This window comes from Intrasporangium calvum, from assembly GCF_028446585.1.
Classification (GTDB): Bacteria; Actinomycetota; Actinomycetes; order Actinomycetales; family Dermatophilaceae; genus Intrasporangium; species Intrasporangium calvum_A.
Genome location: NZ_JAPFQL010000002.1, coordinates 1 through 21,154, shown reverse-complemented (window position 1 = coordinate 21,154; position 21,154 = coordinate 1). Strand labels below are relative to the sequence as shown.

Sequence of the window (21,154 nt, the reverse complement as noted above, 5' to 3'; positions counted from 1 at the left end):
GGCTGATCGCAGGTCTCGGCGTCCGCCTGCGCTGCTGCGCCCTGAGACAATGGCCGTATGCCGCCCAGCTCGCTCCCCGACGGAGACCCGGCTCCCGCTTCGGGCGAGCTCCCCAGCTCGGCCCTGGCTGGCCTCGGGACCACCGACCTCGGCATCTACGTGCACGTGCCGTTCTGCTCCGTGCGATGCGGCTACTGCGACTTCAACACCTACACGCTGACGGAGCTGTCGGCCCGCGACGGGGACGGCCCGTCCATCGGGCTCGACACCTATGCTGCCGCGGCGATCGCGGAGCTGGGTGTGGCGCGTCGCGTCCTCGGCGACGCGGCGCCGCCGGTGTCGACGGTCTTCGTCGGGGGTGGAACTCCCACGATGCTGAGGTCGGCTGACCTCGTGAGGGTGCTCAGCGGCATACGGGAGCATTTTGGGCTCCGGCCCGGCGCGGAGGTCACGACGGAGGCCAACCCCGACTCGGTGACGCCGGAGTCGCTGGCCGAGCTGGCGGCAGGCGGCTTCACGAGGGTCTCGCTGGGCATGCAGTCGGCCGTGCCACACGTCCTCGCCACGCTCGAGCGGACCCATGACCCGGACAACGTCGCTCGAGCCGTCGCGGCCGCCCGTGCCGCCGGCCTGCAGGTGAGCGTCGATCTCATCTACGGCACGCCCGGGGAGTCGCTCGACGACTGGCGTCGCAGCCTCGAGGCGGCCCTGGCCCTCGAGCCGGATCACGTCTCGGCCTACGCCCTCGTCGTCGAGGAGGGCACCAAGCTGGCTCGCCAGGTCCGCCGCGGCGAGATCATGATGCCCGAGGACGATGACGAGGCCGACAAGTACGAGCTCGCGGACGAGGTGCTGACCACTGCGGGCCTCGAGTGGTACGAGGTCAGCAACTGGGCCCGTTCGGCGCAGGCGCGCTGCCGGCACAACGTCGCCTACTGGTCCGGGTCGAACTGGTGGGGGATCGGTCCGGGCGCCCACAGCCACGTCGGTGGCGTGCGCTGGTGGAACGTCAAGCATCCCGCCGCCTATGCCGCGCGGCTGGCGGCCGGCGAGTCTCCTGCCCACGCGCGGGAGACCCTGACCGACGAGCAGCGCTATGACGAGACTGTGCTCCTCACCACAAGGATCACCGCAGGACTGCCGCTGAGTTACCTGCGAGTATCAGGGCGTGCGGCCGTCGCCGGTCTCATCGCCGACGGGCTCGTGGACGGTCCTTCGGCAGTTCGGGACGGCAGGGTCGTGCTGACGCGCAGGGGCCGGCTGCTCGCCGACACCGTGGTGCACCGGCTCATCGCGCCCTGACCGCACGCCCCGAGACCAGACCCCAGAGGCGAGGAGTGGCCATGACCCAGACGATCCCACCGGGAGCGCCGGAGACCGGGAGCGGAGGCGCGCTCGATGCGGCCGAGCTGGTGGAGGGGCTCCGGGGAGTCTTCGGCGCCGGTGTGACGAAGCCGTTGGCCTGGCGAACCGCGCAGCTGCGGGGGCTGCAGCGAATGCTCGCGGAGCAGGAGGCGGCCTTCGTCGAAGCGCTCGAGGCCGACCTCGGCAAGCACGGCACCGAGTCGTGGATCACAGAGCTGGGCTTCACCTCCAACGAGATCACCCACACACTCAACCGGCTCAGGTCGTGGGTCCGGCCGCGCGCCACCTCCCTTCCGCTGTGGATGCGACCCGCGCGCGCGAAGGTGGTGCGGGAGCCGCTCGGCGTCGTCCTCGTGATCAGCCCGTGGAACTACCCGGTCCAGCTGTCCCTCACCCCCGTGGTCGGCGCCCTCGCCGCGGGCAACGCCGTGGTCCTCAAGCCGAGCGAGCTGGCACCCGCGACCTCCGCGGCGCTCGCCCGGTTGCTGCCCCGCTACGTGGACCCGGCCGCGGTCAGGGTCGTGGAGGGGGGAGCGCCCGAGACGACCGAGCTGCTCGCCCAGCGGTGGGACCACATCTTCTTCACCGGCACCAGCGCGGTGGGCCGGATCGTGCTGGAAGCCGCGGCGCAGCACCTCACCCCGGTGACGCTCGAGCTCGGTGGCAAGTCGCCGGCCTTCGTCGACGAGGGGGCCGACCTGCATACCGCGGCTCGGCGCATCGTGTGGGGCAAGTTCACCAACGCCGGGCAGACGTGCGTGGCGCCGGACTTCGTCATCGCCACGCGTCCGGTCCTCGACGCCCTCAAACCCCTCCTCGACCGGGCCATCCGCGAGTTCTACGGCGCAGATCCGGCCCTCTCGGACGACTACGGGCGGATCGTCAACGAGCGGCACTTCGGGCGGCTCGCTGCCCTCATCAACGGGGCGCACGTGACCCGGGGTGGCCAGGTGGACCGGGCCTCCCGCTACATCGAGCCGACGATTCTCGACGGTGTCGACGGGGACCACCTGGCCATGCAGGAGGAGATCTTCGGGCCGATCCTGCCGCTCGTCGAGGTCGGCGGTGTCGACGAGGCGATCGAGTTCATCACCGAGCGCGACAAGCCGCTCGCCCTCTACGTCTTCACCAACCGCGCGGAGACTCGGCGCAGGTTCATCCGGGACACGTCCTCAGGAGCCTTGGGCTTCAATGCCCCGCTCCTGCACATGGCCGCGCCGGACCTGCCGTTCGGCGGCGTGGGGCCGAGCGGGATGGGCAAGTACCACGGCGAAGAGTCCATGGCGCTGTTCAGCCACGCCAAGGCCGTGCTGGACGTGCCGGCCAGGCCGGATGCCCTCGTGGCGATCTACCCCCCGTTCACGTCGCTCAAGGAGGCGATCGTGCGTCGTTTCGTCGCGCCGCCACGTCCCTGAGGTGCCCCGGTCACTGACCCGGGCCGGCGGGTGAGTGACTCAGCTGCCCGGCTCGGTGACGAAGTCGATGAGCTCCTCGACGCTCGCCAGCAGCGCGGGCTCGAGGTCGGCATAGGTCCGAACGGTGCCGAGGATCCGTTTCCAGGCCCGCGCGATGTCGGCCTGGGTCTCGTGCGGCCAGCCGAGCGCGGCGCAGATGCCGTGCTTCCACGAGACCCCGCGCGGGATGACCGGCCACTGCTCCCACCCGAGGCGCGCCGGTCGCACCGACTGCCAGACGTCGACGTAGGGGTGGCCGAGGATGCGCACATGCTGCGCGAGGCCGGGCAGAGCCAGGGCCTGCTCGACGATGCGTGCCTCCTTCGTGCCGGGCACGAGGTGGTCGACGAGCACGCCGAGCCGTCGCCCGGGGCCCGGCTGGAACTCGGCGATGATGCCGGCCAGGTCGTCGACGCCGTCCATCATCTCGACGACGACCCCCTCGACCCGGAGGTCGTCCCCCCAGACCTTCTCGACGAGCTCCGCGTCGTGGCGCCCTTCGACGTAGATGCGGGACCCGCTCGCGACTCGGGCCACTGCGTCGTGCACCGCCACCGAGCCGCTCGCCGTCCGCGCGGACGCCGTGCGGGCCTGGGCGAGCGCGGCCGTTGCGGCCGCGACCGGCTTGGTCAGGGTGACGGGGCGCCCGTCGATGAGGAAGCCCGGCCCCAACGGGAACGCCTTCACGCGCCCGCGGCCGTCCTCGAGGTGCACGACGTGCATGCCGCCGGCCTTCTCGACGCGGACCACCGCGCCCACCCAGCCGGTCTCGACGTCCTCGACCACGGTGCCGGGCTCCGCTGGCACGTCGACCGAGCGTCCTCGTCGGGGCGCGCGCCAGTCACCGGAGAGGACGTCGGAGCCGTAGCGATCGTGGGAGGACACGATCATGGAGCGTATGCCGCTGGGCTCGGTCCCAGCCGGAACGCCACGCGGGCGCGGGGTGGGGACGTGGTCTCGGCGTTCGCGACGCAAGGGACGACGACGTAGACTTGGCACTCGTTCGACGAGAGTGCCAGAGGAGGTGGGCGAGGCGATGAGCGAGGAACGCAAGCTGATGGTGCTGCGGGCGATCGTGCAGGACTACGTCCAGACCTCCGAGCCCGTGGGCAGCAAGGCGCTCGTCGACCGGCACCATCTCGGCGTCAGCGCCGCCACGGTGCGCAACGACATGGCCCAGCTCGAGGAGGAGGGGCTGATCCACGCGCCGCACACCTCCGCCGGGCGGGTCCCGACGGATGCCGGCTACCGGCTCTTCGTCGACCGGCTCAGCCACCTCAAGCCCCTGAGCGCGGGGGAGCGGCGGGCGATCAGCCAGTTCCTCCAGGGCGCCGTCGACCTCGACGACGTCGTGGACCGCACGGTGCGCCTGCTCGCCGGTCTGACCCGCCAGGTCGCGGTGATGCAGTACCCGTCGCTGACCCGGTCCACGGTGCGGCACATCGAGCTCGTGCCGGTGGGCGCGGCGCACCTGATGGTCATCCTCATCGTCAACACCGGGCGCGTGGAGCAGCGCGTCGTGGAGGCGCGCAGTATGCCCGGCGGGCCCGAGGGGGACGAGCTGATCGGCCGGTTGCGGGCCTCCCTCAACGAGGTGTCCGCGGGGGTCCCCTTCACCGCTGCCGCGACCGAGCTGCGCCGGCTCGTCGAGGACGCCCCGACCGAGGAGCGGCCCATCGTCGAGGCGATCGTCTCCGCGCTGGGCGATGCGCTCGTCGAGGAGCGTGAGGAGCGGGTCGTGCTGGCCGGCCAGGCCAACCTGGCTCGGTCGGGCGGTGACTTCGCCACGTCGGTGGCGCCCATCCTCGAGGCCCTCGAGGAGCACGTCGTGCTGCTGCGGCTCCTGGGGCAGCTCGGCGAGGACCCCGACGCCGTCTCCGTGCGAATCGGTTCGGAGAACCCCGTGTCCGGCCTGCAGACGACGTCCCTCGTCTCGATGGGCTACGGCAGTGGTCTGGAGCGGGTCGCCAGCCTGGGCGTGCTCGGCCCCACCCGGATGGACTACCCGACCACGATGGCCTCGGTCCGGGCCGTTGCCCGCTACGTGTCCCAGATCCTCGACGAGAACAACAACGCATGATCATGCGTTGCACCTGTGCAACGCCGACCTGACGCCAGACGAAGATGACAGGAACCACCCGCTTGAACGACTACTACGCCGTCCTCGGTGTCTCCCGTGATGCGAGCCAGGAGGAGATCAAGAAGGCCTACCGTCGGCTCGCCCGCAAGCTGCACCCTGACGTCAACCCCGGACCCGAGGCGGAGGAGGAGTTCAAGCGCGTCTCGCAGGCCTACGACGTCCTGTCCGACCCGCACAAGCGGCGCTCCTTCGACCTCGGTGCGGACCCGTTCGCGACGGGCGGCGCCGGCTTCGGGGCCGGTCCCGGCTTCTCGTTCAGCGACGTCATGGACGCCTTCTTCGGCGCGGGCGCCACGGCGGGCACCCGGGGCCCGCGGCCTCGGGTCCAGCGGGGCCAGGACGCTCTCGTGCGTCTCGACATCGACCTCGCCAAGGCGGTCTTCGGCTCCGAGGAGGAGCTGACCCTCGACACCGCGATCGGCTGCTCCCGCTGTGGGGGTGACGGAGCCGAGCCCGGCACCGGCCGTCAGACGTGCCCCATCTGCCAGGGCCGCGGCGAGGTCCAGCAGGTGCAGCGCAGCTTCCTCGGGCAGGTCATGACCTCGCGCCCCTGCGTCAACTGCCAGGGCTACGGATCCACGTTGACCGACCCGTGCCACGACTGCTCCGGCGAAGGCCGCGTCCGCACCCGCCGCAGCCTCAAGCTGAAGATCCCGGCCGGCGTCGACACGGGCACCCGCATCCAGCTGACCGGCGAGGGCGAGGTGGGCCCGGGCAACGGACCCAAGGGCGACCTCTACGTCGAGATCCGGGTCACCAACCACGAGACCTACACGCGGCGCGGCGACGACCTGCACTGCACGGTCGAGCTGCCCATGGCGGCGGCAGCCCTGGGCACGACCCTCAAGCTGTCGACCTTCGACGGGATGCAGGACCTCGAGGTGAAGCCCGGGACGCAGAGCGGCGACGTCTTCACCCTTCGCGGTCTCGGGGTGACGCACCTGCGGCACGGTGGCCGCGGCGACCTCCTCGTGCACGCGACGGTGGTGACGCCCACGCGGCTGACGGACGAGCAGGAGGACCTGCTCCGCCAGTTCGCCGCCCTGCGCGGTGAGGAGCGGCCCGAGGGTCGGTTGACGCCCAACAAGGGCCTCTTCGGCAAGATCCGGGACGCCTTCAAGGAGAAGTGAGGGCGGGGTGACCCACCAGCTCTTCCTCAGCTCTCCCGCCGAGCTCGCCGCGGCCGCGCCGGGAGCCGCCATCGTCCTCGACGGCGACGAGGGGCGGCACGCCGCTACGGTCGTGCGGCTGCGGGCCGGCGAGCGCTACTTCGTCGCGGACGGCGCCGGGCGCCGAGTGCTCGCCGAGGCGGACGAGGTCGATCGCACGTCGGTGCGGGGACATGTCGTGGAGGTCGTCGACGAGCCCGAGCCGGACACCCGGTTCGTGCTCGTCCAGGCGCTCGCCAAGGGGGACCGCGACGAGCAGGCCATCGAGGCGGCGACCGAGCTCGGCGTCGACGAGGTCGTGCCCTGGGCGGCGGAGCGCTCGATCGTCGTGTGGCGCGGCGACCGGGCCGCCAAGTCCCTGGCCAAATGGGCCGCCGTCGTGACCCGCGCCGCCAAGCAGTCCCGTCGCTCCCGCGTGCCGCTCACCTCCTCCCCGGTCGACCTCACCTCACTCGTGGCCCGGGTGAGCGAAGCTGCCCTGGTGCTCGTGCTCCACGAGGACGCCACCGAGCCGCTCGCCGCGATCGAACCGCCGGCCTCGGGTGATGTGCTGGTCGTCGTGGGACCCGAGGGTGGGATCTCCCCCCGGGAGCTCGACGCGCTCGTCGCAGCCGGCGCCCAGCCGGTGCGGCTCGGGTCGACGATCCTGCGTGCGTCCTCCGCGGGGCCGGCCGCCCTCGCGGTCCTCAACGCAGCCTCCCGCTGGCGCTGACCGACCCACCCTCGAGTGGCCCCGGTGTGCACAGGCCGGGTGTGGGTCGTGGGGCCACTCGAGTGGTGGGGTGGGTCGAGTGGCCCGGGTGTGCACAGGCCGGGTGTGGGTCGTGGGGCCACTCGAGTTGGGGAGGGGTTAGCGGACGGTGAAGGTCTTGGTGTCGACGTGGGCGCCGCCGCCCTCGGCGCCGCCGGAGGGGTCGTCCGTCGAGAGCGTGACGACGTAGTCACCGGCCGGCAGCGTCCGCTTGAACTCGAACTCACCGAAGCCGCCCGTGCCCGTGCCTCCCATGGCGTTTCCCTCCGCTACGACCGTGCCGTCCGTGGTGGCGATCCGCCAGAGGAAGTTGGCCTCGAACGAGGTGCCGTAGCCGCGGAAGGTGACGCGCCCCGCCTTGAGCTCCTGGCCCTCCGAAGGAGCGAGCACCCAGACGTGCGACTGGACCTCGACCTGCGGCGCGCGGGCCGTGGGCTCACCGAGTCGGACCACGCCCCAGGCGTCCGCGGGGCGGCCGTCGACGAGGATCGTGACGGTGCGCACCGGGGTGCTGGCCACCTGCGCTGCCGCCGTCGCGGTGTGGACGAGCTGCTGGACGGCGCGCTCGGCCACCTCGCTGCCGACGCCCGACCCCGAGACCGCATCCGCCGAGAGGTCGACGACGAGGTTGTCACCCTCCCGGTCGAGGGTGATCCGGGACGCCGGCGCCCAGGGCGTGAAGTAGTCCGGGTCGAGGGGCTTCTCACGCGTCATCGCGTAGAGCGCGGACAGGATCGGTCCGCCCTCGTCGGGCACGGTGCGGAACTCGCGGAAGAGCCGCGGCGCCCCGCCGGTCTCACCGATCCAGTAGACCGGCACTCCCTTGATCGTCCCGGACGGCGCTGGCGTCGAAACGTCAGTGGTCGATGCCGAGGTGCCGGGGTCGGTAACCGTGCCCGAGGTGGCTGACGGCGCGGGCGTCGACGGACTGGGGCTGCCCTGCGAGGTCGGGGCCGTCCCGGCCGGCACCGGGGACAACCCGGTGGGTCGCCCCGAGAGCCAGAGGGTGCCTGCGGCCACCACGGCCACCGCGGCGGCCGCCGCGAGGACGAGCCAGCGCCGGGGCGTCCCGGCACCGGGCACGGTGACCGTGTGGGCCTCGGCGAGGATGGCCGACAGCCGCTCGCCGGGCCGGATCGACGCTGCGTCCTCCACCAGCGTCGTCCGCAGCTGCGTCTCCAGCTCGCGCAGACCGGACCCGATCTCGACCGTCGGGTCGTCGGGACGGTTGGGCGGGCGGTGGTCGTCGAGGTTCATCACTGCTCCACATCGGGGAGGTCGGGTCCCGTGGTCGGTTCGGCCGGGGACAGGTCGGCCCGCAAGCGGGCGAGGCCGCGGTGCGCATGCGCCTTGACCGACCCGGTCGAGATGTCGAGGGCCTCGGCGATCTGCCCTTCGGACAGGTCGAGGTAGTAGCGCAGCACCAGCACTTCTCGTTGGCGGTGCGGGAGGGCGCGGAGGGCGGTGACCATGGAAGCGCGCTCAGCGGCATACAGCACCGCGGTCTCGGCGCTCTCGAGGCTGCCGCGTCCGGGAAGGTCGGCCGCAGCCGCGTCGCGTCGGTGCTGCCGCTCGACCACGCCCTGATGACGCTGCGCCGAGCGGCAGGCGTTGACGACTGCGGTCCGCAGGTAGCCGACCGCGCGGCCGCTGTCCCGGATGGACGACCAGCTGCGGTGCGTCGCGACGAAGGCGTCCTGCACCGCGTCCTCCGCGGCGAGCTGGTCGTGCAGGAGCAGCCAGGCGAGGCGGACGAGCCGGTGCCAGTGCGCTGCGTAGAGCTCGGCGATGGCCCGGTCGGCGTCTTCGGGAAGCCCGGGGAGCCCTGCGGCCCCCGGCGAGGCCGTCCGCCCGCTCGCAGCCATGGTCCACGTTCTCACGCTGGAAGGACGCGCAGGTGCACGCCGCGGTTGACATGCCTAGGGTGTCGACATGACCGCGACGCCCCAGCAGGACGACTGCCTCTTCTGCAAGATCATCAACGGCGAGATCCCCTCGGACCGGGTCGCCGAGAGCGAGCGGGCCATCGCCTTCCGCGACATCAACCCCGCGGCACCGGTCCACGTGCTGGTCGTGCCCCGCCGCCACGAGGCCAACATCGGGGCGCTCGCGGCGAACGCCCCCGACGACCTGGCCGCGCTCTTCGAGCTCGTGTCGGAGGTCGCCGAGCAGGAGGGTGTCGCCGAGCACCACCGTCTCGTCTTCAACACCGGCACCGACGCGGGCCAGACGATCTTCCACGCCCACGGGCACGTGCTCGGCGGCCGCACCTTCACCGAGCGCTGAGGTCGGCTGAGATGGGCGACGAGGGCAGCACGGCCAAGGCGGCCAGCGAGGAGGCCTCCATCACCCCGGGGCCCGGGGCGGACGAGGCGGAGCCACGCGCGAAGGACGACGGCACCCAAGGCGACAAGGACAAGGGCAAGCCGGAGCCCGAGCCGAAGGACGACCTCGTCACCACCCACCACGTCCTGCGGGTGGGTCGGCGGCGCCTGAAGTACACCGCGACCGCAGGGCGCGTCGTGCTCCGCGAGGAGGACCACGCGGACGGCACCTTCAAGGGCAACAAGGCCCGGGCCGAGATCTCGATGACGAGCTATGTCCTCGACGACGCCGACCCGCGCACACGACCGGTCGTCTTCGCCTTCAACGGCGGACCCGGCAGCTCGAGCGTGTGGCTGCACCTCGGCCTCCTCGGCCCGCGGCGGGTCGTCATGGGTGACGTCGGCGCCCTCCAACCACCGCCCTACGGTCTCGCCGACAACGCCGAGTCCCTCCTCGCCGTCGCCGACCTCGTCTTCATCGACCCGATGTCGACCGGATGGTCGCGCGCGGTGGAGGGCGGCAAGCCGGGGGAGTACCACGGGTTCCAGCGCGACCTCGAGCACGTCGGCGAGCTGATCCGGCTGTGGACCTCCCGCAACCAGCGGTGGATGTCGCCGAAGTTCGTCGCCGGCGAGTCCTACGGCACGCTGCGCGGCGCGGCCCTGACGGCGCACCTGCAGGAGCGCTACGGGATGTACCTCAACGGGCTCATCCTCATCAGCAGCGTCCTCGACCTGTCCTCGATCGACTTCGAGAAGCAGCGCAACGACCGCGCCCACGCGCTCTACCTCCCGACCTACGCCGCCATCGCCCACTACCACGGGCGGCACGGGCGTCGCTCGCTGCGCTCCGTCATCGAGGAGGCCGAGGCGTATGCCGCTCGCGACCTTCCGTGGGTCCTGTCCCGAGGTGCCCGGCTGAGCTCGCAGGAGCGGGCCGAGGCCGTCGCGACCCTGGCCCGGCTCTCGGGGCTCTCGGAGGACTACGTCGACCGGTGCGACCTGCGGATCGAGCACTGGCGGTTCTTCACCGAGCTGCTCCGCGACCAGCGGCTCTCGGTGGGACGGCTCGACGGCCGGTTCACCGGGCCCGCAGCGAGCGCCATCGCTGAGGGGATGGACGCCGACCCGTCGTACGACGCGATCATGGGTCCCTACGCGGCCGCCTGGAACCACTACGTGCGCGACGAGCTGGGTTACGCCTCCGACCTGCACTACGAGCAGATCACGACGCGCGTGCACCCGTGGTCCTACAAGGACTTCGAGGGCCGGCCCATCGACGTCTCCGACCGGCTGGAGCGGGCCCTGCGCCAGAACCCGCACCTGCGCGTCCACATCGCCTACGGCTACTACGACGGGGCGACGCCGCACTTCGCGGCAGAGGACGTCGTCGCCAGGCTGCGCCTCCCGGACGCGCTGCGGGCCAACATCGAGCACGCCTACTACGAGGCCGGCCACATGATGTACGTCCACGAGCCGTCGCGGGTACAGCAGAGTCGAGACCTCGCCGATTTCGTGGTGAGGTCGTCCGCCCGCTCCACGTAGACTCGGACCCACGATGAGTGACGACGACGACCCGTTCGATTCCGACCCTTCCACCCCGGCAGCCTCACGCGAGGCGCACCGCCTCACCCGCGAGATCCCACCGCCCATCGAGATGGTCTCCCTGCTCGGGCCGCGGGACGAGCTGCTGCGGACCATGGAGCGCCAGTTCCCGCTCGTCGACACGCACGTGCGCGGCAACGAGATGAGCTTCACGGGGCCCACGGGTGAGCTCGACATCATCGACGGGCTCCTCGACGAGCTGCTCGTCATCGTCGAGGCCGGTCAGCCGCTCAACCGCGACGCCGTCGAGCGATCGATCTCGATGCTGCGCGACCAGACGATGGAGCGGCCCGCCGACGTGCTGACGATGAACATCGTCAGCCACCGCGGCCGCACGGTCCGGCCCAAGACGCTCAACCAGAAGCGCTACGTCGACGCCATCGACGAGCACACCATCGTCTTCGGCATCGGCCCGGCCGGCACGGGCAAGACGTACCTCGCCATGGCCAAGGCCGTGGCCGCCCTGCAGGCCAAGCAGGTCGACCGGATCATCCTCACCCGGCCGGCCGTCGAGGCGGGGGAGCGGCTCGGGTTCCTGCCCGGCACCCTCAACGACAAGATCGACCCCTACCTGCGCCCGCTCTACGACGCCCTGCACGACATGATCGCGCCCGAGACGATCCCCAAGCTGCTGGCCTCCGGCACCATCGAGGTCGCACCCTTGGCCTACATGCGTGGCCGGTCGCTGAACTCGGCGTTCATCATCCTCGACGAGGCGCAGAACACCTCGATGGAGCAGATGAAGATGTTCCTGACCCGCCTCGGCTTCGGCTCCAAGATGGTCGTGACGGGCGACATCACCCAGGTCGACCTGCCCGGCGGGACCCGCTCCGGGCTGCGGGTGGTGCGCGACATCCTCGGCGACATCGACGACATCCACTTCGCCGAGCTGACGTCCAACGACGTCGTCCGGCACCGGCTCGTCAGCGCCATCGTGGACGCCTACGAGCGCGACGAGGTCCGCGGCCGGCGCAGGGCCAGCCGCGCCGCCAAGGACGCGACCCGGCAGGCGGGCGGCGACGGGGGCAGCCCCGAGGCCACTCGCGAGCGGCGGCGAGCCCAGCGGCATACGGCATCATCGAACGCATCGGCGCCAGCAGCCGAGCAGGAGGAGCGCGCATGAGCATCGACGTGCTCAACGAGACCGACGAGACCGTCGACGAGCTGGAGCTGCTGTCCTGCGCCCGCTACGTCATGGAGCAGATGCGGGTGCACCCGCAGGCTGACCTGTGCATCAAGCTCGTCGACGAGCCGGCCATGACGGTGCTGCACGAGCAGTGGATGGACCTGCCCGGCCCGACCGATGTCATGAGCTTCCCGATGGACGAGCTGCGGCCCGGCAAGGAGGGCCAGGAGCCGGAGGAGGGCACGCTCGGCGACATCGTCCTGTGCCCCTCCGTCGCGACGCGCCAGGCCGCCGACGCGGGTCACGCGCCGATGGAGGAGATGCTGCTCCTGACGACGCACGGCATCCTGCACCTGCTCGGCTACGACCACGCCGAGCCGGACGAGGAGCGCGAGATGTTCGAGCTGCAGCGCCAGCTGCTCCTCACCTTCCTCGCGACGCGCAACAGACCGGTCGACTGAGGCCGCGATGTTCCCCCAGCTCGTCATCCCGGCGGTCGTCAGCATCGTCATCGCCTTCCTCCTGTCCGCCGCCGAGGCCGCCATCTTCCGCATGTCACGGGTGCGCGCCCTCGAGCTCTACGAGGAGGGGCGCTCCGGGGCGAAGTCGCTCGTCAAGGTCGTCGCCGAGTCGCCGCCCTACGTCTCGGTCATCGCCTTCCTGCGCGTCGTCGCCGAGGCGACGACCGCGGTCCTGGTGACGCTGGCCGTCGCGCGGGCCATCGACTCGACCCTGCAGGCGCTGCTCCTGTCGATCGCCATCATGGCCGTCGTGTCGTTCGTCGTCGTCGGCGTCTCCCCGCGCACGCTCGGCCGGCAGAACTTCGAGTCCGTCGCGCTGTGGAGCGCGCCGTTCGCCGTGGGCCTGCACCGCATCCTCGGGCCGCTCGCCAGGCTCCTCGTCGTCCTCGGCAACGCGGTGACGCCCGGCAAGGGCTACCGCGACGGCCCCTTCCAGACCGAGTCGGAGCTGCGTGACCTGCTCGACATGGCGGGGGAGTCGGAGGTGATCGAGGCGGACGAGCGCGAGATGATCCACTCGGTCTTCGAGCTCGGTGACACGGTGGCCCGGGCGGTCATGGTGCCCCGGACCGACATGGTGGTCATCGAGCACGACAAGACGCTGCGCAGCGCGATGTCACTCTTCCTGCGGTCCGGCTTCTCGCGGATCCCCGTGGTCGGTGAGGACACCGACGACATCCTCGGGCTGCTCTACTTCAAGGACGTGGCGCGCCGTCTCAACGCCGCCCCGGAGGACGCGAAGCACCCGGCGACCGAGGTGATGCGGCCGATGCACTTCGTGCCGGAGAGCAAGCCGGTCGACGACCTGCTCCGCGAGATGCAGCGCGACCAGACGCACTTCGCCATCGTCGTCGACGAGTACGGCGGCACCGCCGGGCTGATCACCATCGAGGACATCATCGAGGAGATCGTCGGCGAGATCGCCGACGAGCACGACCGGGAGGCTCCGGGCATCGAGGAGCTCGAGGACGGCACCCTGCGCGTCCCCGCGTCGATGGACATCGACGACCTCGCCGAGCTCTTCGACGTGACCATCGACGAGGACGACGTCGACACCGTCGGCGGCCTGCTGACCAAGGTGATCGGCCGGGTGCCCATCGTCGGGTCGTCCGGCACGGTGGCCGGGTTGTCGCTGACGGCCGAGCGGATGGCCGGTCGCCGGCACCGGGTGGCCTCGGTCATCGTGCACCGGGTGGCCACCGACGAGCCGGACGCCCCGGCCCACGAGACGGAGGAAGCCCATGGGCACGCAACGCACTGACGAGTCGGGCAGCTACCGGGCGGGCTTCGCCTGCCTCATCGGACGTCCGAACGCCGGCAAGTCGACGTTGACCAACGCTCTCGTCGGGCAGAAGGTCGCCATCACGAGCTCGAAGCCGCAGACGACCCGTCACACGATTCGTGGGGTCGCGACGACGGCCTCGGCCCAGCTGATCCTCGTGGACACGCCGGGGCTGCACAAGCCGCGCACGCTCCTCGGCGAGCGGCTCAACGACCTCGTCCGCGAGACCCTGCTCGAGGTCGACGTCATCGGCTTCTGCCTCCCGTCGGACCAGCGGATCGGACCGGGCGACACGTTCATCGCCAACGAGCTGGCCGAGCTGCGGTCCGTGCGCCGCCGGCCCGTGGTCGCGATCGCGACCAAGGCCGACGCAGTCGACCGGGACCGCTTGGCCGAGCACCTCATCGCGATCGACCAGCTCGGCGACTGGGACGCGATCATCCCCTGCTCGGCTGTGTCGGGCGAGCAGGTCGAGGAGGTGCGTGACGTCCTCGCGTCCTATCTGCCGGAGTCGCCGCAGCTCTATCCCGACGGCGTCCTGACGGACGAGCCGGAGGCTGTCATGATCGCCGAGCTCGTCCGGGAGGCGGCGCTCGAGGGCGTGCGCGACGAGCTGCCGCACTCCCTCGCGGTCGTCGTCGAGGAGATGGTGCCGCGCGAGGGACGTCCGGAGGGCAACCCCCTGCTCGACGTGCGGGTCAACGTGTTCGTCGAGCGGCCGAGCCAGAAGGCCATCGTCATCGGCCGTGGCGGCTCCCGGCTGCGCGAGGTCGGCACCAACGCCCGCAAGGGGATCGAGGCGCTGCTCGGGCAGAAGGTCTTCCTCGACCTGCACGTCAAGGTGGCCAAGGACTGGCAGCGCGACCCGAAGCAGCTCCAGCGGCTCGGTTTCTGACGCGGCCGCCGCTCGGATGCCGTATGCCGCTGGGCTCGGTCGGGCGACCGAGCCCAGCGGGCCCGTGGCGGGGTCGGTCAGGTCGGCTGCAGGACAGGGGAGCGGTCGGCAGGCGGGTGTGTTGCGGGGGCGCTGGGGGTGGTGCGCGACGGCAGCTGGACGAGAACGACGCCCGCGAGGATGACGAGGCCACCGGCCAGCTGGACGGGCGTCATGGTCTCACCGTGGACGAGGGCGACCGCCCCCGCGGCGACGAGGGGCTCGACGCTCGAGATGATGCCGCCGGTCGAGGCCCCCACGCGGGTGATGCCGCTCTGGTGGAGGAACATGGCGAAGACCGTGCCGACCAGCACGTAGGCCAGCACCCACCCGAGCACTGCGGGGTCGGGCCGCAGGCCGACCGGTTGCCCCGTCGCGACGGTGAAGCCCGACACCGACACGAGGGCGGACGTCGAGACGACGGCCATCAGCAGGGTCACGTCGGCGTCCCTGGGCAAGGAGGAGGCGACGATCGTGTAGACCGCGTACGTCGTCCCCGCGGTGAGCGCGAGACCGATGCCGACCGGTGAAACCGCCGCGAAGCCGCCGAGGCCGAGCAGCAGGAGCATCCCGATCCCCGAGCAGGTGAGGGCCACCATCCGTCGGCGAGTCGGCGACTCCCGGCGCGTGAGGAAGCCGATGAGCACGATGATCGCCGGATAGGTGTAGACGAGAAGCGCCGCGAGCCCGGCGTCCATGATCGCCACCGCCCCGAAGTAGGAGAGCGACTGGAGGGCATAGCCGACCGCCCCCAGCCCGACACAGGTCAGGAGGGTGCGCCGACTCACCCTGGCCGGGCGCCGCACGGCAACCATCGACCAGAAGACGACCGCCGCGATCGCGAAACGCCACAGCATCAGGGTGGCCACCGGGACCTCATGAGCGTAGGCGCCCTTGGCGAAGACGACCGCCAGGGCAGCGAAGCAGGCGGCGCCCATGACGAGCAGGGCCCCGCGACGATCGATGCGGTGGCTCGCCGCGATGGGTGGGGAGTCGGTCACGAGCACACCGTAGGTGAGATGCCGGCCATCGAGGTATCCTCAGTTTCCTCGGACACCCATAGGGAACACCTTGGCCACGATCCATCAGCTGCGGGTCTTCCTCGCCGCCTACGAGCTCGGCTCGCTCACCGCCGCGGCGGCCCGGCTCGGCTATGCCCAGCCGACGGTCTCCGAGCAGGTCCGGCTGCTCGAGAGGTCCCTGGGGGCCCGCCTCTTCGAGCGCGTCGGGCGCGGACTCGTCCCGACGGAGGCCGCCCACGCCCTGCGGCCGCACGCCGAGCGGACCCTCGGCGCGATCGCCCAGGCGACCAGTGCCGTCCGTGCGGTCAACCAGCTGGAGGCTGGGACCATCCGTTTCGGGGTCTTCGGCGCCTCCCGGCTCTACCTCGGCTCCACCGTGGTGCTCGAGCTGCTGCGTCGGCACCCGGGCGTCCGGGTCGAGCTCGTGGGACGTCACTCCACCGACGTCGTCGACCAGCTGCGCCGCGGACGGATGGAGGCCGCGGCCATCGCGCTCCCCGTCGATGACCCCACGCTCGAGGTCCATCCCGTCATGAATGACGAGCTCGTCTACGTCAGCGCCCACGCCGACCGCCTCGCCGGCCCGGTGACGGCGACGGCACTGGGCCAGGCGCCCCTCGTCCTCGCCTGGGCCAGCTGGGCCAATGACGCGACGCGGGCCGGGCTGGCAGCAGCCGTCGAAGCCGCCGGCCAGAGCCTGCAGACGCGGGTCGAGGTGGAGGACGTCGAGACCACGCTCGAGATCGCCGCGAGCGGTGAGGCGGACACCGTCATGTCGCTCGGCATGCTCCACCTGCTCGGGGCGACCGTGCCCGACCACCTCGGCTGGGCGCCGTTGCGTCCCCGACTCTTCGACCGCTTCGCCGTCGTCCACCGGCAGGGCGCGGTGCTCTCGCCTGCCACCAACCTCATGGTCCAGCTCGTGACCGAGCGACTGGAGGCGATCGACGCGGGAGCGAAGGCCCTCGGGCGCAGTCGGCTCCCCGCTCGCCCACCGCGCTGACTCCTCGGGGGTCTCAGGATCCGGGCACCCGAGCCCGCGTGGTGGACGAAGCCAGCCCAGCGGCATACGGTGAAAACATGCGTTCGGCGCTGCTTCTCCTTCGCTGCCGCGACGAGGCCTGACCCCGGCCCTCCTCGTCGCGGAGTGTCCCGTGTCCGGCCGGACACCGCAGAGACCACACAGCGACGAGAGTGAGCAGCGATGATCCACCCCCAGCAGCCGTCCGGGATGCCGTTCCAGAAGTACGTCCCCTTCCACGAGCAGATCCCCGTCGACCTGCCCGACCGCACCTGGCCGACGAAGCGGATCGAGCACGCACCCCGGTGGTGCGCGGTGGACCTGCGTGACGGCAACCAGGCGCTCATCGACCCGATGAACTCCGAGCGCAAGCTGCGGATGTTCCAGCTGCTCGTCAAGATGGGCTACAAGGAGATCGAGGTCGGCTTCCCGTCGGCCAGCCAGACCGACTTCGACTTCTGCCGCGAGCTGATCGACGGCAACCACATCCCCGACGACGTGACGATCCAGGTGCTGACCCAGTGCCGCGACCACCTCATCGAGCGCACCTTCGACGCGATCCGCGGCGCCAAGCAGGCCATCGTCCACTTCTACAACTCGACCTCAGTCCTGCAGCGCCGCGTCGTCTTCGGCCTCGACCAGGACGGCATCGTCGACATCGCCGTCCAGGGTGCGCGCCTGATCAAGAAGCTCGAGGAGACGATCCCCGACACGAAGATCTACTACGAGTACTCGCCCGAGTCCTACACCGGCACCGAGCTCGACTTCGCCGTCCGGATCTGCAACGAGGTCATCGCCGTGATGGATCCGACGCCGGACCACAAGATGATCATCAACCTGCCGGCCACGGTCGAGATGATCACGCCCAACGTCTACGCCGACTCGATCGAGTGGATGATCCGCCACCTCGACCGGCGGGAGTCGATCGTCGTCTCCCTGCACCCGCACAATGACCGCGGCACCGGCGTCGCCGCCGCCGAGCTGGGCTACCTCGCCGGCGCGGACCGCATCGAGGGCTGCCTCTTCGGCAACGGTGAGCGCACCGGCAACGTCGACCTCGTCACCCTGGGTATGAACCTGTTCAGCCAGGGCGTCGACCCGCAGATCGACTTCAGCGACATCGACGAGATCCGTCGCACGGTCGAGTACTGCAACCAGCTGCCCGTGGCGGAGCGACACCCCTACGGCGGCGACCTCGTCTTCACGGCGTTCTCCGGGTCGCACCAGGACGCCATCAAGAAGGGCTTCGAGGCGATGCAGGTCGAGGCCAAGGAGAAGGGCACGAGCATCGACGACCTCGTCTGGGGCGTCCCCTACCTGCCGATCGACCCGCACGACCTCGGCCGGTCCTACGAGGCGGTCGTCCGCGTCAACAGCCAGTCCGGCAAGGGCGGCGTCTCCTACATCATGAAGTCCGAGCACCAGATGGACCTGCCTCGCCGACTCCAGATCGAGTTCTCCGGTGTCGTGCAGCGCGGCGTCGACCAGGACGGTGGCGAGGTCACCCCGGCCGAGCTGTGGGCCAGGTTCCAGGACGAGTACCTGCCCAACCCGGCCGCTCCCTGGGGCCGCTTCGAGCTGGTCAACGTCGTGACCGATTCCACCGTCGACGGCGACAGCACCATCGAGGCCAGCATCGTCGACAACGGCGAGCCGATCACGATCAGGGGCCGGGGCAACGGTCCCATCGCCGCGTTCCTCGACGCCTTCATGACGATCGAGGGCGCGCCGGACATGCGGGTCCTCGACTATGCCGAGCATGCGCTGTCGGCCGGTGGGGACGCGCGGGCGGCGGCCTACGTCGAGTGCGCCATCGGTGAGCGGGTCCTCTGGGGCGTCGGCGTCGACCCGTCGATCGTCACCGCGTCGCTCAAGGCCGTCGTCTCCGCGGTCAACCGGGCCGTTCGCGACCGCCTCGCCGCCGAGGCGGTGGCGTCGGAGGCCAACGCGGTCGGGTAGCGTCTCGGCCCATGGAGACCCCGGTCGGCAGAGCGCTGCTCAGACTGACCGGGGTCTCGCTCGTTCTCGTCGTCGCGACGGCGCTGCTCGCCCCACGGCAGCCCAACATCACCTATGACCGGGCCATCGTCGTGCCGGTCCTGGTCGTCTGTGCCGCGCTGGCGTGGTTCGGGCGCGTGCCGGGCGCTCTGAAGAACCGTTGGGTCCCGGTCGGCGTGGCCGTCGTGGGCGGCGCCGTCGCCACCGGTCTCGGACTTGCCCTGCGTTACGACTTCGGGTGGGACGCGCGTGTCATGCTCGAGATGGCCAGGTCCCTGCATGCGGGCCGGATGCTGGGCGACGGTGAGTACGAGTACCTCTCGCTGTATCCGAACAACATCCCGCTCCTCGTCATCGACCGGTTCGGGGTCGAGGTCGCCGCGGCCCTCGGGCTGGCCCCGGTCGCAGTCCTCATCACCCTCACCGGCGTGTGCGTGGCTGTGACGCTGTATGCCGCTCACCTCCTCGTCGTGCCCGTGGCCGGCCGCGGTGCTGCCCTGTTCACCCAGCTCGTCGTCGCCGCGCTCGTCGGGACGAGCCCCTGGCTGAGCGTTCCCTACACGGACTACTACGCCATGCCTTTCGTCGTCGGCGGGGTCGCGCTCGCAGCCGCGGCGTGGCGCCGGCCCGGCTGGGTGGCGCGGCTGACTCTCGGCGGCCTGGCGGTCGCGGCCATCGCCGTGGCCTACGTGGTCAAGACGACGCCGGCGGTGGTCATCGTGGCGCTGGTCGCCGTCGCGATGGTCCGGCTGGCCGACGACTGGTCGACCGCCAGAGCACGCGTGCTGATCCCCGCCGGCCTGGCGGCGGCCGTGACCTTCCTCGGGCTGAGCGCGGCGCTCACCACCGGAGCGGCTGCCGCGACGGGCCTGGACACCGACCGTATCGCCCCCGACGTGACTCCGCCCGTGGTCTGGTGGCTCGCCAACGGCATGAACGAGCAGGTCAACGCGTCGGGAGACGTGCAGTACGGCACGTACCGGCGCGACATGGTGCAGGCGATCGAGGGCCGGACACCGGCTGAGATGCGCGAGTACGCCCGCACCTTCATCGGCGACCGCTGGGACGAGCGTGGACCCCTCGGCATGCTCGAGTTCTATGCCAGCAAGGCGGCGTGGAACTGGGGCGATGGCATGTTCTGGGCCTGGGGCGAGGGGCCCGACTCGCAGCCGGAGCGGGTCGTGCCGGGTGATCCCCTGGCGGCGGCGGTCAACGAGGTCAACGGCCTGCACGGCCGCTGGTACCCGGTGCGAGCAGCAGCGGCGCAAGGTCTGTGGCTCGCCGTGCTGCTCGTCGCCGGGGTAGGGCTGCTACGGCGTGGGCCGGCGCGGAGAGAGGTGCTGATCCTGGCGGTGACTGTGCTGGGCATCGCGGCCTTCACGATCCTCTTCCAAGGTCGGTCCCGTTACCTCTTCGCCTTCGTTCCGGTCGTGGTCGCCCTGGCGGCGGTGAGCCGCAGCCGCCTCGACCTCGGGTCGCTTCGGCGGTTCCGGCGTCCACAACGTCTCGGCAGGTAAGAAGAAGGCGTGCCGGTTGAGGCAGAGCACCTTGGCGTGCTCGACCGGCCCGCTCGTGCCCTCGAGGTCCGCACGCCAGAGCACTTCGGCGGGGGCCCCGCACTCGGGGCAGTACGTGATGTCCATGTCCAGCTCCCCTCCCGTGCGCGGAGCAGGACTCCGGGTCGCGGTTCGTCGTGATGGAGAGAAGAGAGTTCCGGCAGGCGCCCAGATACCGGCCCCTGTGACCCAGGTCACTTGGGGCCCGGGAATCCCGGGATCTAGTTGATAGTTCAACTAATCGCCAACAGGGACTCCCAAGCAAGGAAGAGAGACATGACGAAGATCGCCATCGTCACCGGAAGCATTCGCCCGGGCCGCCAGAGCCTCAACGTCGCGACGTGGGTCAAGTCCATCGCGGACCAGCGCCCGGACGCGGAGTTCGAGATCGTCGACATCGCGGACTTCGAGCTGCCGGTGTGGGATGAGGCTCTGCCGCCGGCCTACGGTCCGGGTGTCAAGGCGCACAGCAAGGCCTGGTCAGCCCGGATGGACGAGTTCGACGGCTACGTGTTCATCGTCTCCGAGTACAACCACTCCATCACCGGGGCGCTCAAGAACGCGCTCGACTACCTCGGACCGGAGCTGGTCAACAAGGCTGCGGGTTTTGTCTCCTACGGCTCCGCCGGGGGCGCCCGTGCAGTCGAGCACCTGCGCGGGATCCTCTCCGAGATGCAGGTGGCGCACGTGCGCAACAGCGCCCTGCTCTCGATCTTCACGGACTTCGAGAACTTCTCCGTCCTGGCCCCGACCGAGCCCGCGACGGCCGCCGTCGGCCCCATGCTCGACCAGCTCGTCGTCTGGACCAAGGCCATGGAGGGTGTCCGCGCCGGTCAGTTCGCACCGGCCGACGCCGTCGCCTGAGGCGCGTCGCCCCCCACGCGGT

The 21,154-nt window shown here is 71.0% G+C and carries 19 protein-coding genes; 15 read left to right on the top strand and 4 right to left on the bottom strand.

Annotation, left to right across the window (positions count from 1 at the left end):
• The first annotated feature begins 57 nt into the window (after nt 1-57).
• Together hemW and OO014_RS00750 are read left to right on the top strand one after the other, a co-directional pair.
• Nucleotides 58-1,302, top strand: a complete 1,245-nt coding sequence (gene hemW / locus OO014_RS00755) for a radical SAM family heme chaperone HemW (RefSeq protein WP_272460314.1) — start codon at nt 58-60, stop codon at nt 1,300-1,302.
• A 41-nt stretch (nt 1,303-1,343) separates the two neighbouring features.
• Nucleotides 1,344-2,780, top strand: coding sequence for an aldehyde dehydrogenase family protein (locus OO014_RS00750; RefSeq protein ID WP_272460313.1), 1,437 nt, complete (start codon nt 1,344-1,346; stop codon nt 2,778-2,780).
• Between the two features lie 39 nt (nt 2,781-2,819).
• Here OO014_RS00750 and OO014_RS00745 read toward each other — a convergent pair whose 3' ends face one another.
• Complete coding sequence (locus OO014_RS00745; protein WP_272460312.1) at nt 2,820-3,710, bottom strand: DUF3097 domain-containing protein; 891 nt, start codon at nt 3,708-3,710, stop codon at nt 2,820-2,822.
• Between the two features lie 145 nt (nt 3,711-3,855).
• On the opposite strand from OO014_RS00745, the gene hrcA reads away from it, so the two are divergent.
• The 3 genes from hrcA to OO014_RS00730 all read left to right on the top strand — a co-directional run bounded on the left by hrcA (nt 3,856) and on the right by OO014_RS00730 (nt 6,840).
• A complete protein-coding gene (hrcA, locus tag OO014_RS00740; protein ID WP_272460311.1) occupies nt 3,856-4,899 on the top strand; it encodes a heat-inducible transcriptional repressor HrcA in 1,044 nt (347 codons plus the stop codon).
• A gap of 62 nt (nt 4,900-4,961) precedes the next feature.
• Entirely contained in the window at nt 4,962-6,089 is a 1,128-nt protein-coding gene (gene dnaJ, locus OO014_RS00735) for a molecular chaperone DnaJ (protein ID WP_272460388.1), read from the top strand.
• Between the two features lie 7 nt (nt 6,090-6,096).
• The gene (locus OO014_RS00730) at nt 6,097-6,840 is read left to right on the top strand and encodes a 16S rRNA (uracil(1498)-N(3))-methyltransferase (protein WP_272460310.1); all 744 of its coding nucleotides are present in this window, start codon (nt 6,097-6,099) and stop codon (nt 6,838-6,840) included.
• Between the two features lie 138 nt (nt 6,841-6,978).
• On the opposite strand, the gene OO014_RS00725 is transcribed toward OO014_RS00730, so the two are convergent.
• Both OO014_RS00725 and OO014_RS00720 read right to left on the bottom strand, forming a co-directional pair.
• The gene (locus OO014_RS00725; RefSeq protein ID WP_272460309.1) at nt 6,979-8,136 is read right to left on the bottom strand and encodes a Gmad2 immunoglobulin-like domain-containing protein; all 1,158 of its coding nucleotides are present in this window, start codon (nt 8,134-8,136) and stop codon (nt 6,979-6,981) included.
• A complete protein-coding gene (locus OO014_RS00720; protein ID WP_272460308.1) occupies nt 8,136-8,744 on the bottom strand; it encodes a SigE family RNA polymerase sigma factor in 609 nt (202 codons plus the stop codon). Before OO014_RS00720 ends, OO014_RS00725 begins: the two co-directional genes overlap by 1 nt.
• A gap of 67 nt (nt 8,745-8,811) precedes the next feature.
• On the opposite strand from OO014_RS00720, the gene OO014_RS00715 reads away from it, so the two are divergent.
• Genes OO014_RS00715 through era form a run of 6 tightly spaced genes read left to right on the top strand, consistent with a single transcriptional unit; the run spans nt 8,812 to nt 14,632 of the window.
• The gene (locus OO014_RS00715; RefSeq protein ID WP_272460307.1) at nt 8,812-9,165 is read left to right on the top strand and encodes a histidine triad nucleotide-binding protein; all 354 of its coding nucleotides are present in this window, start codon (nt 8,812-8,814) and stop codon (nt 9,163-9,165) included.
• An 11-nt stretch (nt 9,166-9,176) separates the two neighbouring features.
• Nucleotides 9,177-10,748, top strand: coding sequence for a S10 family peptidase (locus tag OO014_RS00710; protein ID WP_272460306.1), 1,572 nt, complete (start codon nt 9,177-9,179; stop codon nt 10,746-10,748).
• Between the two features lie 13 nt (nt 10,749-10,761).
• On the top strand, nt 10,762-11,931 hold the full coding sequence (locus tag OO014_RS00705) for a PhoH family protein (protein ID WP_420485464.1): 1,170 nt from the start codon (nt 10,762-10,764) through the stop codon (nt 11,929-11,931).
• The gene (ybeY, locus tag OO014_RS00700) at nt 11,928-12,395 is read left to right on the top strand and encodes an rRNA maturation RNase YbeY (RefSeq protein WP_272460305.1); all 468 of its coding nucleotides are present in this window, start codon (nt 11,928-11,930) and stop codon (nt 12,393-12,395) included. Before OO014_RS00705 ends, ybeY begins: the two co-directional genes overlap by 4 nt.
• A gap of 7 nt (nt 12,396-12,402) precedes the next feature.
• Nucleotides 12,403-13,716 carry a hemolysin family protein gene (locus tag OO014_RS00695; protein ID WP_272460304.1) on the top strand — a complete coding sequence of 438 codons (1,314 nt, stop codon included), beginning with the start codon at nt 12,403-12,405 and terminating at the stop codon, nt 13,714-13,716.
• Nucleotides 13,697-14,632, top strand: a complete 936-nt coding sequence (era, locus tag OO014_RS00690) for a GTPase Era (RefSeq protein ID WP_272460303.1) — start codon at nt 13,697-13,699, stop codon at nt 14,630-14,632. Before OO014_RS00695 ends, era begins: the two co-directional genes overlap by 20 nt.
• Before the next feature lie 77 nt (nt 14,633-14,709).
• On the opposite strand, the gene OO014_RS00685 is transcribed toward era, so the two are convergent.
• Nucleotides 14,710-15,672 (bottom strand): DMT family transporter, encoded by a 963-nt coding sequence (locus OO014_RS00685; protein WP_272460302.1) that lies wholly within the window; start codon nt 15,670-15,672, stop codon nt 14,710-14,712.
• 70 nt (nt 15,673-15,742) lie between these two features.
• On the opposite strand from OO014_RS00685, the gene OO014_RS00680 reads away from it, so the two are divergent.
• The 4 genes from OO014_RS00680 (at nt 15,743) to OO014_RS00665 (ending at nt 21,132) form a co-directional block, all read left to right on the top strand.
• On the top strand, nt 15,743-16,696 hold the full coding sequence (locus tag OO014_RS00680; protein ID WP_272460301.1) for a LysR family transcriptional regulator: 954 nt from the start codon (nt 15,743-15,745) through the stop codon (nt 16,694-16,696).
• 201 nt (nt 16,697-16,897) lie between these two features.
• Nucleotides 16,898-18,673 (top strand): 2-isopropylmalate synthase, encoded by a 1,776-nt coding sequence (gene leuA, locus OO014_RS00675; RefSeq protein WP_272460300.1) that lies wholly within the window; start codon nt 16,898-16,900, stop codon nt 18,671-18,673.
• An 11-nt stretch (nt 18,674-18,684) separates the two neighbouring features.
• Nucleotides 18,685-20,229 (top strand): hypothetical protein, encoded by a 1,545-nt coding sequence (locus OO014_RS00670; RefSeq protein WP_272460299.1) that lies wholly within the window; start codon nt 18,685-18,687, stop codon nt 20,227-20,229.
• A 315-nt stretch (nt 20,230-20,544) separates the two neighbouring features.
• Nucleotides 20,545-21,132, top strand: coding sequence for an NADPH-dependent FMN reductase (locus OO014_RS00665; protein WP_272460298.1), 588 nt, complete (start codon nt 20,545-20,547; stop codon nt 21,130-21,132).
• The last annotated feature ends 22 nt before the right edge of the window (nt 21,133-21,154 follow it).